At 68.3% G+C, this 14,324-nt stretch carries 13 protein-coding genes and 1 tRNA gene; 6 read left to right on the top strand and 8 right to left on the bottom strand.

From position 1 onward, the window contains the following. Positions 1 to 62: 62 nt before the first annotated feature. From QPR87_RS10915 to QPR87_RS10900, 4 genes are all read right to left on the bottom strand, one after another. Positions 63 to 1,196: an OpgC domain-containing protein gene (locus QPR87_RS10915; protein ID WP_104492495.1), complete on the bottom strand. Its 1,134-nt coding sequence runs from the start codon at positions 1,194 to 1,196 to the stop codon at positions 63 to 65. Continuing rightward, the gene (gene mdoH / locus QPR87_RS10910; protein WP_285049591.1) at positions 1,193 to 3,367 is read right to left on the bottom strand and encodes a glucans biosynthesis glucosyltransferase MdoH; all 2,175 of its coding nucleotides are present in this window, start codon (positions 3,365 to 3,367) and stop codon (positions 1,193 to 1,195) included. The genes QPR87_RS10915 and mdoH overlap by 4 nt, the downstream gene beginning before the upstream one ends. After that, on the bottom strand, positions 3,364 to 4,962 hold the full coding sequence (locus tag QPR87_RS10905) for an OpgD/OpgG family glucan biosynthesis protein (protein WP_285049590.1): 1,599 nt from the start codon (positions 4,960 to 4,962) through the stop codon (positions 3,364 to 3,366). The genes mdoH and QPR87_RS10905 overlap by 4 nt, the downstream gene beginning before the upstream one ends. A gap of 186 nt (positions 4,963 to 5,148) precedes the next feature. Further along, positions 5,149 to 6,027, bottom strand: coding sequence for a hypothetical protein (locus QPR87_RS10900; RefSeq protein ID WP_285049589.1), 879 nt, complete (start codon positions 6,025 to 6,027; stop codon positions 5,149 to 5,151). A gap of 129 nt (positions 6,028 to 6,156) precedes the next feature. Between QPR87_RS10900 and QPR87_RS10895 the strand changes: the two genes are divergently transcribed. From QPR87_RS10895 to QPR87_RS10880, 4 genes are all read left to right on the top strand, one after another. After that, positions 6,157 to 6,555: a hypothetical protein gene (locus QPR87_RS10895; protein WP_285049588.1), complete on the top strand. Its 399-nt coding sequence runs from the start codon at positions 6,157 to 6,159 to the stop codon at positions 6,553 to 6,555. Then, entirely contained in the window at positions 6,552 to 7,214 is a 663-nt protein-coding gene (locus QPR87_RS10890; protein ID WP_285049587.1) for a response regulator transcription factor, read from the top strand. Before QPR87_RS10895 ends, QPR87_RS10890 begins: the two co-directional genes overlap by 4 nt. Further along, the gene (locus QPR87_RS10885) at positions 7,211 to 8,551 is read left to right on the top strand and encodes a sensor histidine kinase (protein ID WP_285049586.1); all 1,341 of its coding nucleotides are present in this window, start codon (positions 7,211 to 7,213) and stop codon (positions 8,549 to 8,551) included. The genes QPR87_RS10890 and QPR87_RS10885 overlap by 4 nt, the downstream gene beginning before the upstream one ends. 45 nt (positions 8,552 to 8,596) lie before the next feature. After that, positions 8,597 to 8,686, top strand: a tRNA-Ser gene (locus QPR87_RS10880). A gap of 170 nt (positions 8,687 to 8,856) precedes the next feature. Here QPR87_RS10880 and QPR87_RS10875 read toward each other — a convergent pair. Then, positions 8,857 to 9,168: an ETC complex I subunit gene (locus QPR87_RS10875; RefSeq protein WP_104492421.1), complete on the bottom strand. Its 312-nt coding sequence runs from the start codon at positions 9,166 to 9,168 to the stop codon at positions 8,857 to 8,859. A gap of 187 nt (positions 9,169 to 9,355) precedes the next feature. Here QPR87_RS10875 and uvrB point away from each other — a divergent pair, with 187 nt between their 5' ends. Beyond that, positions 9,356 to 11,542 carry an excinuclease ABC subunit UvrB gene (gene uvrB / locus QPR87_RS10870; RefSeq protein ID WP_285049585.1) on the top strand — a complete coding sequence of 729 codons (2,187 nt, stop codon included), beginning with the start codon at positions 9,356 to 9,358 and terminating at the stop codon, positions 11,540 to 11,542. Between the two features lie 42 nt (positions 11,543 to 11,584). On the opposite strand, the gene QPR87_RS10865 is transcribed toward uvrB, so the two are convergent. From QPR87_RS10865 to QPR87_RS10855, 3 genes are all read right to left on the bottom strand, one after another. Beyond that, complete coding sequence (locus QPR87_RS10865; RefSeq protein ID WP_011747630.1) at positions 11,585 to 11,872, bottom strand: hypothetical protein; 288 nt, start codon at positions 11,870 to 11,872, stop codon at positions 11,585 to 11,587. A gap of 99 nt (positions 11,873 to 11,971) precedes the next feature. After that, positions 11,972 to 12,607 (bottom strand): ParA family partition ATPase, encoded by a 636-nt coding sequence (gene parA / locus QPR87_RS10860; protein ID WP_011747629.1) that lies wholly within the window; start codon positions 12,605 to 12,607, stop codon positions 11,972 to 11,974. Between the two features lie 102 nt (positions 12,608 to 12,709). Next, positions 12,710 to 13,033, bottom strand: coding sequence for an antibiotic biosynthesis monooxygenase family protein (locus QPR87_RS10855; RefSeq protein ID WP_104492416.1), 324 nt, complete (start codon positions 13,031 to 13,033; stop codon positions 12,710 to 12,712). A gap of 184 nt (positions 13,034 to 13,217) precedes the next feature. Between QPR87_RS10855 and QPR87_RS10850 the strand changes: the two genes are divergently transcribed. After that, complete coding sequence (locus QPR87_RS10850; RefSeq protein WP_285049584.1) at positions 13,218 to 14,267, top strand: dipeptidase; 1,050 nt, start codon at positions 13,218 to 13,220, stop codon at positions 14,265 to 14,267. Positions 14,268 to 14,324: the final 57 nt, after the last annotated feature.

The raw sequence follows: 14,324 nt of genomic DNA, 5'->3' as shown, positions 1-14,324 counted from the left end.
CTCGGCTTTGCAGCGGACAGTTGAGCGGTTGGGGCCGCACGAGGCAAGCCCCGCCCCGCCCCCTAGCCCAACCCGAGGCGCGTCCGCAACGGTGGCAGCCAGGTTTCGCGCCGCATCCACAGCGCGGCGATCACCCAGAAGGCGGTGACCAGCCAGATGTCGATGGCCAGCCGCAGCCACAGGTTCGCCGGCCCCGGCGGCACGGTCATGTCCAGCGCATCGCCCCAGATCGACAGCATCACGCAGACGATAAAGGAAAACAGCCCGCCGCGCCCGATCTCGGCCAGCGCCTCGCCCGGAGCGGTCGCGGCCATCCAGGCGAAAGGCCGCGCCAGGGGCACCGCCACGATCCAGCTTGCCGCCAGGATGGCGATGAAGCGCATGAAATCCAGCGACCATTTGTCGATGCCGCCGGTGATCTGGCGCAGGAACTGGCTGACCGGCTTGGCCGGAGCACCGATCTTCAAGGCGATCACGATGGTCAGGCTGAACAGCAGCACGCCCACCGAAATCCAGGTCAGCAGTGCCGCATGGCGCCGCAGCACCGGCATGATCCGGTCGCGAAAGGCCCCCATGGCGACGCCGGCAAAGAACAGCATCTGCCAGCCGAAGGGATTGAACAGCAGCCCCGGCCCCGGGCGCTGGTTGGGGATCAGCGCGTTCAGCGGCTGGGCAAGGATCCACACCAGCACCGAGACCGCCATGGCAAGCCAGGGCCAGCGCAGCATGAAGGGCACCGTCACCGGCACGGTCGCGATCAGCAGCACGTAAAGCGCCAGCACGTCCAGCAGGTTCGGCTGCATCCACATCAGCGCCACCGTGGCGACATAGCCGATGGGATGCTCGACGATCCAGCGCGCGTACTGGAACCAGACCGCGGTATGGTTCATCTGCAGCTTGAACAGCAGCGCCGAGAACAGCGCCAGCAGGATCGCCCCCGCGATCAGCGCCAGCCAGACCTGAGCGGCGCGGCGCAGGAAACGGATCTGCGCGGCGGGTCGGCCCTCGCGCGCCTCGACCTTGATCCAGACCATGCCGACCAGAAAGCCCGACAGCAGAACGAACAGTTCGGCCGCGTCGAAGACGGCGAAATTGGTCAGCGTCAGCTTGCGCAGCACGCCGATCGGCATGTGGTCCAGCATGATGCAGACCAGCGCATAACCGCGCAGCATATCCAGAGCGACGATGCGGTTCATTGCGGCAGCTTCGAGAAGGCTTCGATCAGCGCGCGGTTCTCGATCACCGCAAGCTGCTCGGCGGGGCTGAGGAAGCGCAGCGCCTGTTCCTGCGAGCCGGCATGGCGGATCTTGGCCTCGGCCGAGATCGCGTCCAGCCGCTCTTCGATGGGCGCGCGCGGGTTTTCAGGCAGAAGCGCTGCGATGCGCGCACGCAGGGCCGGATCGCGGCCCAGGACGTCCAGCCCGGCGCGCGGCAGCATGCCGGCGATGCGGAAATCCAGCGCATTGGCGGCGGTCAGCAGTTCGGGCGCCTCGCGCTCTTCGGGGGTGACCAGCAGGCCCTGCCGCCGCGCCCAGCGGCCGAAGACCGGGCTTGCGGACCAGCGCGAGGTCAGGGGCGACAGGATCAGCCCGGCCAGGATCGGCGACAGCCAGACCAGTTGCCAGGGCGCCAGGAAGGCCAGCACCAGCAGCGTGGCACCCCCCAGGGCGACATGCAGCGCGTGGCGGCGCAGCACCACATGCCAGGGCGGCACCTGGCCGGCACGGACCTGCGCCTCCCAGCCGGAATCGCGGCCGCGCAGGATCTCGATGATCTGGCGGGTCTGGATCAGCATCTGCACCGGCGCGATCAGCGCGGAAAGCACGATCTCGAACATGGCCGAGGCCAGAAGCCGCACATTGCCGCCCGAATCCTTGGCCAGGGGCCGCAGCCAGGCGCGGAAGATGGCGATGAACTTGGGCACCAGCAGAAAGGACATGGCGGCGACGAACAGCCACAGCATCCGCACCGGGTCGAAGATCGGCCAGGTCGGGAACAGCTGATAGGTCTGCGGAAAGTAGTCCGGCCGCGACAACAGCACATTGGCCGACAGCGCAAGGCCCACCAGGATCATCATCAGCCAGATCGGCGACATCAGAAAGCCCAGCATGCCGATGACGAAATGCGCCCGGCTGATCCAGGCAAAACCGCGCGAAAAGATCAGCCGCGCATGTTGCAGGTTGCCCTGCGCCCAGCGGCGCTCGCGCACGGCCATGTCCAGCAGCGTGGGCGGGCACCCCTCGAAGCTCTGGCGCAGGTCGTGGTCCAGCCGCACCTTCCAGCCGGCGCGGCGCAGCAGCGCGGCCTCGACGAAGTCGTGGCTCAGGATGGTGCCGCCGAAGGGCGGCTTGCCCGGCAGTTCCGGCAGCCCGCAGCATTGTGCAAAGGCCTCGACACGGATGATCGCGTTATGGCCCCAGAAATTGCCGCTGTCGCCCGACCATGCGGCGACGCCGCGGGCGACGGCCGGGCCATAGATGCGGCCGGCGAATTGCGTCAGCCGGGCGAATATGGTCTGGCCGCCGACCAGCATCGGCATGGTCTGGATCAGGCCGATCGCCGGGTCGGCATTCATCCGCGCCGACAGCGTCCTGATGGTGGCGGCGCCGACCACGCTGTCGGCATCCAGCACCACCATCTGGTCGTAGCGCCCGCCCCAGCGGCGAACGAATTCGCCGACATTGCCGGCCTTGCGGCCCTTGTTGCTGCTGCGGCGCCGATACCAGACCGGCACCGGAGAGATGTCGCGCAACCGGCTGATCGCCGCCATCTCCTCGAAGACGGCCCGCGGCTCGCGACTGTCGGAAAGCACGAAGATCTCGGCCCGGTCGGCCAGGCCCACGCGATAGAGGTCGCGCGCCAGGGCGGCCAGCAGCCCGGTCGTCGCCGCCGCATCCTCGTGATAGACCGGCATGACCACGGCAATCTTGGCCTCGTTCGGGCCGTCCGGCGTGCGCAACCGGCGCGCGAAAAGCCCCGAGACCATCGAGGTAAAGGAAAACCCGACCCAGGTGAAGGTCAGCGCGAACAGCACCAGCAGCACCGATTGCAGCCAGGTCACGTTCGAGCCGAAGGTCAGGATCATCTGCCGCCAGCCCACCCAGGCGATCGCCGCCGCGCCGCCAAAGGCGACCAGCCGCGCGGCGATGGTGCCAAGCGAAGGCCAGCGGCTGTCCGGCCCCAGCGGCGGGCGGCCGCGGAAATCCTGCTCGGGCATGTCCAGCGGCGCCTCGGGCGGCGTGGCCGGGCCTTCGGGCAGCGACAGGTCCAGCGCCTCCCAGCCCTCCTCCGCGGAAAGCGGCAGGGGGCGGGCCTGGCTGGCGGGACGCGGACCCGGCTGGCTGCTTGTCGCGATCATGTCGCTCATTCTCGGGTCCAGCGGGCGATCCAGGTTTCGCTGAGCGGGCCATTCGGACCGTTGAGCACCGCCGACAGGTCGGCCAGCTTGGCGCCTTCGGGCAGGTATTCGAAAGCCAGCCGCATCCGGCCCTGTTCGGGCAGGCGCAGCAGATAGCTGTGCCCGATCCGCCCGGCCGAGGCACGCAGCTGCGGCACCGGATCGTCCGAGCCGAACAGGCCCAGGTCGAAATCGACGATATAGGTGCGGGCGTTGACATTGTTGACCGCCCTGCCCGACATGGTCTCGATTACACGGGAAATTGGTGCGCTGTCAGGCACTTCCGCCGCAAAGGTCAGAATGTAGTTGAAATCGTAGCGATTGCCTTTGAGCAGCGTGTCGGCCGGCTGCCAGAACGAGACGATATTGTCGTTGAACTCGTTCTCGACCGGGATCTCGACCAGCGTCACCGTACCCTTGCCCCAGTTGTCCTGCGGCGCGATCCAGGCCGAGGGGCGCTTTTCATACCGCGCTTCGGCATCCTTGTAGGATTCGAAGTCGCGGGCCCGCTGCGCCAGGCCGAATCCCAGCGGATCGTTGTCCATGAAAGCCGAGACCTGCAGGGTGCTGTGCCCCGACAGCACCCGCCAGAGCCGCTGCTCTCCCCCGGTCAGCATCTGCAGCCCGTCGCTGTCATGCACGGCGGGACGGTAATCGTCCACGCGCGACCGATCGGTGGGGCCGAACCAATACATCGAGGTCAGCGGCGCGATGCCGGCATTGCGCATGTCCTGGCGCGGGAACAGCGCGACGCGGGTGTCGAACACCGTCTCGGCCCCCGGCGTGATGCGGAACTCGAAGGCGCCCGAGACCGAGCGGCTGTCCAGCAGCGCATGGACCAGCACCGAGCGATCCTGCGGCCCGGGCTTGTGGATCCAGAAGCCGCGGAACAGCGGGAACTCCTCGCCCTCGGCGCTGCCTGTGCCGATGGCCAGGCCGCGCGCCGACAGCCCGTAGAGCGTGCCGCGGGCCACGGCGCGGAAATAGCTCGCGCCCTGAAAGACCGCGATCTCGTCCATGACGTCGGGCCGGTTCAGCGGCGCGCGCAGGCGGAACCCCGACCAGCCCATGTTGCCCAGCGTCTCGTAATCGACGCCGTCGGGAAACTGCGCCGGGTTGAAATCGAACATATGCGGGTCGAACCTGACCGGAATGACCACGCCGTCATCGACCAGGCTGATATCCACCGGCTCGTGGAAGATGGCGCCCGGCGGCAGCAGGTCCAGCGCGAAATCGCGGCTGCCGGCCCATGGGTCGCGGTCGCGGCGGAAGCGGATTCCCCGATACTGGTCATAGCTCAGGTTGGCGAAGCTGCCGACCAGCTCGGCATCGCGATATTCATAGGCATTGGCGGCCAGTTCCCTGGCCATCTCCGCCACATCCTCGAAGCCGAAGGGCTTGGGCGCGGGCTGCTCGGCCGGCTCGGCCGCCGCTTCCGGCTCGGCCGCCGGTTCCGGTTCGGCCTCGGGGCCCTCCTGCGCAAGGGCCGCCCCCAGCGAGGATGACAGCGCGGTGATGGCCGACATGGCCGCACCGGCAGAGATGACAAATTCGCGACGACGCATCGATCGATCCCATGTTTCGGGCAAGAAAACCCGGAAATTCCGAGGGGATTTCGCATTGCCGCGCGGATCAGGCAAGCCTTTTCGCGCCGGAAGGCAGGCTCTTGCCGAGAGTTGATCGAAAAGCTCCGCCGAAACGGGCCGCGCCGGCTGGAAAGCCCGCGCGGCCCGCTCCGCCTGCAACCTGCCTTAGCGGTTGATTTCCCGCATGACCTGCCCCTTCGGGTTCAGTTCGACCGCGACGGGCTCGCCCTCGGGGTTCACCGCCTGCGCCACGACGCGCGGGCCGTCCTGCAGGATCTCGCCGATACGGCTGTAGCCGGCCGAGGTCAGCGCCATGCGCACCTCGCCCCGGTCGAGTCGCGTCGGAGACAGCGCACCCTGGCGCTGCGGCGCATCCGCGGCGGGAGCCTCGGGCGCGGCACCTGCGGGCGGCGGCGCGCCCTTCTCGCCACTGCGGTCCCCGCGCGGGCCGTGGTGCCAGCCGCGATGGCCGTCGCGCTTGTCGTGGCCGCGGTGATGGTAGCCCTTGTCCCGGCGGTCGTCCTGGCGCTTGCCATGCCGTTCACCGTCGCGCCCCGCATCGCCCCGGCCAAAGCGCAGCAGGGTGCCGTCCTGGGCAAAGGCGGCGCGCAGCTTGTTTCCGTCGGCATCCTGCCCGGCCAGCATCACCCCGCGCTCGCCCGTGAACACCGCCTTCAGCGTGCCCAGCTCGCCAAAGACCGCGCTGTCGCGCACGGCCTGCGGCACCAACTGGTCGATAAGCGCCTGCGGCAGCGCCGCATCGCCCCGGGCACGCAGGCCGCGCAACTGACCCTTGGCGTCCAGCATGGCGTCGATCTGCGTGCCGTCGGGCAGCTTGCCCTCGATCCGGGTCGCGCCGCGCGGACCGCGCTTGCTGGTCACATCGCTCAGCCCCGCATCCTGCAATGCCTGGGGCAGCACGACCGGCGCCGGGGCCTCGGCCGCGGGCGGCGGGGCGGCGGGCGTGTCTTGCGCAAGCACCGGGACCCCCAGCACCGCCAGCAGTGCCGAAAGCGCGATCGAGGTCGAGAGTTTTCTGCTCATCTCTGGTTCCTTCCTTATCGGGGCGTCTTCTGCGGCCCCGGACGAATCGGGTGATAGCCCCCCTCTGGCCAACCAAAGACCAACGACCCGTTTGGCTTTCGTTTGGATTTCCCCCATTACATAGGGCCGATGAACCGCCTGCGCATCATATCCCTGCCGCTTCTTGCCGCGCTTGCGCTGGCGCTGCCCGCATCGGGCGACGACCGCGGCCACGATCACGCCCCGCCCTGGCCCGAGGACTGGGCACCCGAGTTCGAAAGCCTCCAGCGCCGCGATTTCCGCATCCTGCCGCTCAATCGCGCCGCCGAGATCGTCGGCGAACGGTTTCGCGGCCGGCTGATCGCGGCGCGCATCGTGCCGCCCACCCCCGAGGAACGCACGCGCGGCGTGGTGCTGGTGCATGAGTTGCGCCTGCTGACGCCAAAGCGCGACGTGCTGCTGATCCGGCTGGACGCGCATAGCGGCGATTTTCTGGAAGTGGCGGGCGCGGGACTGACCGATGCCCGCCGAAAGGGGCCCAAGCCATGAAATGCCTGATCGTCGAGGATGATCCGATGCTGTCCACCCAGCTTGCCGCCGCCATGCGCGACGGCGGCTTTGCCTGCGACATCGCCGCCGACGGCACGCAGGGCGAATTCCTCGGCTCGACCGAGGCATACGACCTGGCGATCCTGGACCTGGGCCTGCCCGGCCTGCCGGGGATCGAGGTGCTGACGCGTTGGCGCGAGGGCGGCGTGAGCATGCCGGTGCTGATCCTGACCGCGCGGGGCGACTGGACCGACAAGGTGGCGGGCTTTCGCGCTGGCGCCGACGACTACGCCGTCAAGCCCTTTCGGCTGGAAGAGGTGGTGATCCGCGCCCAGACGCTGGTCCGCCGCGCCGCCGGCCATGCCCAGGCGGTGATCAAGGCCGGGCCGCTGCGGCTCGACACTCAGCTGGGCGTCATCACCCGCAATGGGCTGGCGCTGAAGCTGACGGCGTTCGAGACCCGCATCCTCGCCTATCTGATCCATCACCAGAACCGCGTGGTCAGCCGCAGCGAACTGTCGGACCACCTTTACGATTCCGCCGCCGACCGCGATTTCAAGTCCATCGAGGTGGTGATCGGCCGGCTGCGCAAGAAGATCGGCGACGGCCTGATCGAGACCCGGCGCGGCGAGGGCTATGTGCTGAGGACCGCGGCTTGATCCTGCCGCGCGATTCGATCCGCGCGCGGCTGATCGCGCTGGCGGCGCTGCTGACCGGCGTAGCGCTGGTCGGCGGCTACCTGGCCATCGCCGCGATCCTCGAGGATTTCATCACCGGCCGCTTCGACGCCGAGACCGAGGCGGTGGCCGATGCGCTGATCGCCGGGGCCACCATCGACGCCGAGGGCAGGCTGGCCGCCGGTCCCGGCCCGGCCGATCCGCGTTTCCAGATGCCGCTTTCGGGCTGGTTCTGGCAGTTGACGCAGGACGGCCAGGTGATGGCGAAATCGCCCTCGCTTTTCGACAACGTGCTGAACCCGCCCGAGGCGGATTTCCAGGGCGGCCCCGGCCTTGGCCCGGCAGAAGAGCCGCTGCGGGTTGCGCGCCACGCCTTCACCCTGCCCGATTCCGCCTCGGCGCTGGCCGTGACCGTGACCGCCCCCCGGGCCGAGATCGACGCCGCCATGGCGCGGCTGCGCCGGCCGCTGGCGGTCTCGCTTGCCGTGCTGGGGCTGGCCCTGGCGGCGGCAAGCGTGCTGCAGGTCGTGGCGGGGCTGCAAAGCCTCGACCGGCTGGGCCGCGACCTGCGCCGCATCCGCTCGGGCCAGGCCGAGGCGCTGCCCCTGCCCGCCGTGGCCGAGCTGCGCCCCGTCGCCACCGAGATCAACGCGCTGCTGGAACAGAACCGCGCCGTGCTGGCGCGCGCGCGCGAACATGTCGGCAATCTGGCGCATTCGCTCAAGACGCCGCTGGCGGCGCTGGACAATGCGCTGCCGTCCGAGCATCCGGGCCATGGGCTGATCGCGCGCATGGACCGCCAGATCGGCTGGCACCTGCGGCGCGCCCGCAGTTCGGCCGCGCCGCGGCTGCTGGGCCAGCGCACGCCGGTCGCGCCGGTGATCCAGGACATCCTTCTGGTGCTGGGCGGTCCGATCCGCGATTCGGGCCTGCGGGCCGAGATCCGGGCCGATGCCGACCCCGCCTTTGCCGGTGAGCGGCAGGATCTTGAGGAAATGATCGGCAACCTGGTCGAGAACGCGGTGAAATGGGCCAAGAACCGGGTCCGCATCACCGTCCTGCTCCAGGGCGACCAGTTACGCATCCTGATCGAGGACGACGGCCCGGGCATGTCGGACGAGGATCACGCGCGCGCCCTGACCCGCGGCGCACGGCTTGACGAGACCGGCCCTCCGGGCACCGGCCTCGGCCTTGCCATCGTCGCCGATCTGGCCGCGCTGCATGGTGGGGCACTGGTGCTGGAGGGCTCGGACCTGGGCGGGCTTTGCGCCGGGCTGCGGCTGCCGGCCGCCGCCCCGCCCGTTGCGTGGCGCGGCTAGTTTCCCCTTGCCTCGCCCTGCGCGCCGGCCTATCCCGACCCGGCTGGAAGCGTGGCCGAGTGGTTTAAGGCTCTGGTCTTGAAAACCAGCGTGGGGGAGACCCCACCGTGGGTTCGAATCCCACCGCTTCCGCCATTTCACCAAATATTTGCAAAGATTTGCGGGGAAATGCGCTTTCCTCGATGCCGGGCCTCGATGCCGGGCCGCCCGACCGCAACGCCGTCCGGCGCGACAAGACAAGGCCAGCAATCGCCGGCCCTTGGAAGGATCGAGAAATGCCGTGCCGGGCGCGGCGGTGCGCCGGCTCAATGCGTCCAGGGCGCGCGCCGGTCGCTGGCGAAATTCTCGCCATAGCCGCGGGGACGGATGTTCACGGCGCGGGTATGCGGCTCGATCACCTCGTAGTCCAGCCCATGCTCGCGGGCGTAATCCTCGGCCTGCTTGCGGGTCTCGAAGCGCAGGCGGACCTGGCTCTGGGTGTCGTCGCTGCTGGTCCAGCCCATCAGCGGGTCGATGGCGCGCGGATCGGCCGGCGGAAAGTCCAGCACCCAGTTCCTGGTGCGGGCCGTGCCGGATTGCATGGCGTTGCGGGCGGGCTTGTAGATGCGGACACGCATGGCGGGAACCCTCTGTTCTTGCTTGTCGCCTTATCCCCGATGCCGGCCGGGCGATCAAGATGCACGTCGCGCGATTTCCCGCCATTCCGGCCGGATTGCCACCCCTGCATGGCCCATTTTCCCGTGCCGGGCTTGCATTGGGGCGCGAATGCGCCAGATTGACCCTGGCAGGAACAAAGGTGAAACCATGGGCCACAACAACACCAACGCCCCCGTCGCGCGCTTTCCCGAGGTGAGCCGGCCCAAGCTCGAGGGCGGCAAGCGCTTCGTCATGCGTTCCGAGTTCCAGCCGGCGGGCGACCAGCCCACCGCCATCGCCGAACTGTCGCAGGGCGTGCGGGCGGGCGAACGCGACCAGGTGCTGCTGGGCGCCACCGGCACCGGCAAGACCTTCACCATGGCCAAGGTGATCGAGGAAACCCAGCGCCCGGCGATCATCCTGGCGCCCAACAAGACGCTGGCCGCGCAATTATACGGCGAGTTCAAGGGCTTCTTCCCCGAAAATGCCGTGGAATATTTCGTCAGCTATTACGATTACTACCAGCCCGAAGCCTATGTCGCGCGTTCCGACACCTATATCGAGAAGGAATCGCAGATCAACGAGGCCATCGACCGGATGCGCCACTCGGCCACCCGGGCGCTGCTGGAACGCGACGACGTGATCATCGTCGCCTCGGTCTCCTGCATCTACGGCATCGGCTCGGTCGAGACCTATTCGGCAATGACCCAGGACATGGTGGTCGGCCAGCTCTACGACCAGCGCGAATTCCTGGCAGAACTGGTGGCGCAGCAATATCGCCGCCTCGACGCCGCCTTCCAGCGCGGTGGCTTCCGCGTGCGTGGCGATCTGGTCGAGGTCTGGCCGGCCCACTTGGAAGACCGGGCCTGGCGCTTTGACTTCTTCGGAAACGAACTTGAATCGATTACCGAATTCGATCCGTTGACCGGCGCCAAGACCGACAGCTTCAAGCAGATCCGCATCTATGCCAACAGCCACTACGTCACTCCGCGCCCGACTTTGCAGCAGGCAATCAAGGGGATACGGGCAGAACTTCAGACACGGCTGAAGCAACTTGCCGACGAGGGCAAGCTGCTGGAGGCGCAGCGGCTTGAACAGCGCACGAACTTCGACCTGGAAATGCTTGAAGCTACTGGAGTTTGCAACGGGATCGAGAACTATTCCCGCTATCTGACCGGCCGGGCGCCGGGCGAGCCGCCGCCGACGCTGTTCGAGTTCATCCCCGACAATGCCATCGTCTTTGCCGACGAATCCCATGTCAGCGTGCCGCAGATCGGCGGCATGTATCGCGGCGACTTCCGGCGCAAGTTCACGCTGGCCGAGCATGGCTTCCGCCTGCCCAGCTGCATGGACAACCGGCCGCTGAAATTCGAGGAATGGGACGCGATGCGCCCGCAATCGGTCTTTGTCAGCGCCACGCCTGCGCAATGGGAGCTGGACCAGACCGGCGGCGTCTTCACCGAACAGGTCATCCGCCCCACGGGCCTGCTGGACCCGCAGGTCGAGATCCGCCCGGTCGAGATGCAGGTGGACGACCTCTTGGACGAGGTGCGCAAGGTCGCCGCCGCCGGCATGCGCACGCTGGTCACCACCCTGACCAAGCGCATGGCCGAGGACCTGACCGAATACCTGCACGAACAGGGCATCCGCGTGCGCTACATGCACAGCGACATCGACACCATCGAGCGCATCGAGATCCTGCGCGACCTGCGGCTGGGGGCCTTCGACGTTCTGGTGGGCATCAACCTGCTGCGCGAGGGGCTGGACATCCCCGAATGCGGGCTGGTAGCGATCCTCGATGCCGACAAGGAGGGCTTCCTGCGCTCGGAAACATCGCTGATCCAGACCATCGGCCGGGCGGCGCGGAACGCCGACGGCCGCGTCATCATGTATGCCGACCGCATCACCGGCAGCATGGAGCGCGCCATGGCCGAGACCGAGCGCCGGCGCCAGAAGCAGGTCGCCTATAACGAGGCGCATGGCATCACGCCGCAGACCGTGCGCAAGAATGTCGAGGACGTGCTGGCCGGGCTGTGGCAAGGCGATACCGATCAGGCGCGCATCACCACCCGGGTCGAGAAACCGATGGTCGGCGCCAACCTGGCGGCGCATCTGGACGCGCTGCGGGCGCAGATGCGCAAGGCGGCCGAGAACCTGGAATTCGAGGAGGCCGCGCGGCTGCGCGACGAGGTGAAGCGGCTGGAGGCGGTCGAACTGGCGATCGCCGACGACCCGCTGGCCCGGCAACCCGCCATCGAGGAGGCGGCCGAGGCAGCGGTCAAGTCATCGGGACGCTCGACCGCGGGGCGGGCCGGACAGCGCGGCGGCAACAAACGGTCGCGCCGCCGCGGCTGATCGCGGGCGGCTGTCGCGGAAGGCAGCGCTCCTGCGCCCCGGTCAGCTACAGCTGACCGAAAGCAGCTTGCCCCGGCTGTCGACGATGAAGGTCAGCCGGTCCTGGATCATCTCCATCGTCATCGGCCGATCTTCGCGGGCGATGCGATACATCTGCCCCTCGGGCACCGAGATGGTGGGCGAGGTCTGGCCGATCAGATGGCTGTAGCGCGCCGCGCCGCAGGGATCGACGGAGACGGTTTCGGGTTCAGGGGGCGGCGGAGCCTCGGGCGTGCAGGCGGCCAAGGCGAAGGGGGTTGCCAGAACGGCAAGGGAAAGCGGCAGTTTCATCTCGACCTCATGAGTCTGGACTTGCTGTCCACGCAACCCATCAACCGGCGGTTGGTTTCCCCGGCCCCGGCCGATCGGCGGATTTCCGCGAATCGCGGCCTAGCCCAACGTGTCAAGCACTTCCTCGGCCAGCGCCTCGACCTCGGCCCGGGCGGTGGCATTGCGCGCCGCCTCGCCGGCGCCCAGCCCCTGCCCCAGCGCCTCGGCATAGGCGACGCGGTTGGCAAGCTGCGCGGCCGCCACCTCGGCCCCCAGCGCGGCGGCGGCCTCGGCCACCTCGCCGGTCAGCCGGGCGTGCGAGCGGGTGCGGTTCAGCACGATCAGCGTGTCGCATCTCTCGCGCCGGGCCAGGTCCAGCACGCCCTCGGTCGCCCACAGGTCGACATGGCTGGTTGCCACCGGCACCAGCACCAGGTCGGCCACGCGCAGCGCCGGACGCAGGTCGCTGTCGATCTTGGGCGGCGTGTCGATGATGACGAAATCGAAGCGTTTCTTCAGCTTGTCGGATTCGTAGCTGGCGCCCCAGGCCGACGAGGTGGTGAATTCCAGCGCCTCGTCCTCGCCCCGCCGCTCCAGCCGTTCCAGGAACCAGCGTCCCATGCTGCCCTGCGGATCGGTGTCCAGAAGCGCGACCGAATGGCCGCGCCCGCGCAGGGCCACCGCCAGATTGACCGCGATCGTTGTCTTGCCCGAGCCGCCCTTTTGCTGGGCAATCGTGATGATGCGTCCTGCCATGCGCCCCTCCGTTCCGGCAATCGCCCGACTGCTTTTCGCCAGACTAGGGGCTAAGCTTGCGCAATGCACGGGCTTTTCGCAGTCGCAGCATGGGTTTCGCGCTCAGCCCGGCCAGCAATCGACCACTTCGTACATCACCGGCTCGAAATGGCGGCACATGGCGTTGATGGCGCGGTTGCGTTCGCGCATCTCGGGACTGCGCAGCATGGCCTGGTAGTCGCGCCGGTCGCGCCATTGCGAATAGGTGCAGATCCGGGTCTGGGCATCGTTCAGGTGGACCGCACCCGAGACATAGCCGGGCTGCCGGCTGATCACCTCGTCATAGGCGGCGGTCAGCGCGTCCAGCACGTCATGCGCGCTGCCGGGGGTGACATCGAAGGTGCAGATGACGGTCTGGCCGTCGAAATCCTTGGCGATCCGGGTCATGGCTGGGTCTCCTTCCCTCGCTGTTTTCCCAGCTTAGCGCAGCGGCGGCGCGGGGAAAGAGGGTTTTCACTTCTGAAGCGGCGCAGGAAACCCGCCCCCGGATGAGGCCGGCTTGCACCCCCGCCGCTTGCGGCACGCGCATAAGCGGCGCATGTTGCGCCGCGCAATGCGAAAGGACATGAGCATGATTCCGGTTTTTGACGGTCACAACGATTTCTTGCAGCGCATGGTGGCTGCGGGGCCCGGCCGCGACCGGCTTTGGCTGGAAGGCGACGGCAGCGGGCATCTGGACCTGCCGCGGATGAAGGCGGGCGGCTTTGCCGGCGGTTTCTTCGCCATCTGGACGCCCTCGCCCCCCGGCCCCGACGATGCGATGGCAGCGATGCTCAAGAAGAACCCGCCCTTCGCCCTGCCGCTGCCGCCCGAGGTGGCGCCTGCCCAGGCCCTGCCCCATGCGCTGGCCCAGGCCGGCCATCTGATGGCGATGGAGCGGACCGGCACGCTGGCGATCTGCAGGACCGCCGCCGATCTGCGCGCGGCCATCGCCGATGGCCGAATCGCCGCCATCCTGCATATCGAGGGCGCCGAGCCGATCCCCGACCTGGATGCGCTGCATGCCTGGCACGCCATGGGCCTGCGCTCGCTGGGGCCGGTCTGGTCGCGGCCGACGCGCTATGCCCATGGCGTGCCCTTCGCTTTCCCTTCGTCGCCCGATACAGGGCCGGGGCTGACGGCCGAGGGCGAGGATCTGGTGCGCGAATGCAACCGGCTGCGCATCATGCTGGACCTGTCGCACCTGAACGAAAAGGGCTTCGACGACGTGGCGCGGCTCTCGGACGCACCGCTGGTCGCCAGCCACAGCTGCGCCCATGCCGTTGCACCCAGCTCGCGCAACCTGACCGACCGGCAGTTGCGGGTGATCGCCGAATCGCGGGGCCTCGTCGGGCTGAATTTCGCCGTGGGCTTCCTGCATCCCGAGGGCCGGCGCGACCCGATGCACGGGTTCGAGGTCATGCTGCGCCACCTTGACCACCTGCTTGCGTTCCTGGGCGAGGATGGCGTCGCGCTCGGCTCGGATTTCGACGGTGCCGACATGCCCGCGGATCTGGCCGATGCCTCGGCCCTGCAGAATCTTTTGCAGGCCATGCTGGACCATGGCTATGGCCGCGAGTTGGTCGAAAAGATCGCCTGCAAGAACTGGCTGAACCTGCTGGAGCGGACCTGGGGCGCTTGAGCCCCGCCCTTTTCATCCGGCTGGACAAGACGGAGGGCGGCGATCCGGAACCGGACA

Source organism: Paracoccus sp. SSJ, from assembly GCF_030234105.1.
In the GTDB taxonomy this organism is placed as follows: Bacteria; Pseudomonadota; Alphaproteobacteria; order Rhodobacterales; family Rhodobacteraceae; genus Paracoccus; species Paracoccus denitrificans.
The sequence above is the reverse complement of the archived record's forward strand: the minus strand, read 5'-3'. Positions and strand labels throughout refer to the sequence as shown.

Coding starts and splice junctions, on each gene's coding strand:
- QPR87_RS10850 (WP_285049584.1), top strand. CDS start 13,218: ATGATTCCGGTTTTTGACGGTCACAACGATTTCTTGCAGCGCATGGTG.
- QPR87_RS10905 (WP_285049590.1), bottom strand. CDS start 4,962: ATGCGTCGTCGCGAATTTGTCATCTCTGCCGGTGCGGCCATGTCGGCC.
- uvrB (WP_285049585.1), top strand. CDS start 9,356: ATGGGCCACAACAACACCAACGCCCCCGTCGCGCGCTTTCCCGAGGTG.
- QPR87_RS10915 (WP_104492495.1), bottom strand. CDS start 1,196: ATGAACCGCATCGTCGCTCTGGATATGCTGCGCGGTTATGCGCTGGTC.
- QPR87_RS10865 (WP_011747630.1), bottom strand. CDS start 11,872: ATGAAACTGCCGCTTTCCCTTGCCGTTCTGGCAACCCCCTTCGCCTTG.
- mdoH (WP_285049591.1), bottom strand. CDS start 3,367: ATGAGCGACATGATCGCGACAAGCAGCCAGCCGGGTCCGCGTCCCGCC.
- QPR87_RS10895 (WP_285049588.1), top strand. CDS start 6,157: ATGAACCGCCTGCGCATCATATCCCTGCCGCTTCTTGCCGCGCTTGCG.
- parA (WP_011747629.1), bottom strand. CDS start 12,607: ATGGCAGGACGCATCATCACGATTGCCCAGCAAAAGGGCGGCTCGGGC.
- QPR87_RS10875 (WP_104492421.1), bottom strand. CDS start 9,168: ATGCGTGTCCGCATCTACAAGCCCGCCCGCAACGCCATGCAATCCGGC.
- QPR87_RS10890 (WP_285049587.1), top strand. CDS start 6,552: ATGAAATGCCTGATCGTCGAGGATGATCCGATGCTGTCCACCCAGCTT.
- QPR87_RS10855 (WP_104492416.1), bottom strand. CDS start 13,033: ATGACCCGGATCGCCAAGGATTTCGACGGCCAGACCGTCATCTGCACC.
- QPR87_RS10900 (WP_285049589.1), bottom strand. CDS start 6,027: ATGAGCAGAAAACTCTCGACCTCGATCGCGCTTTCGGCACTGCTGGCG.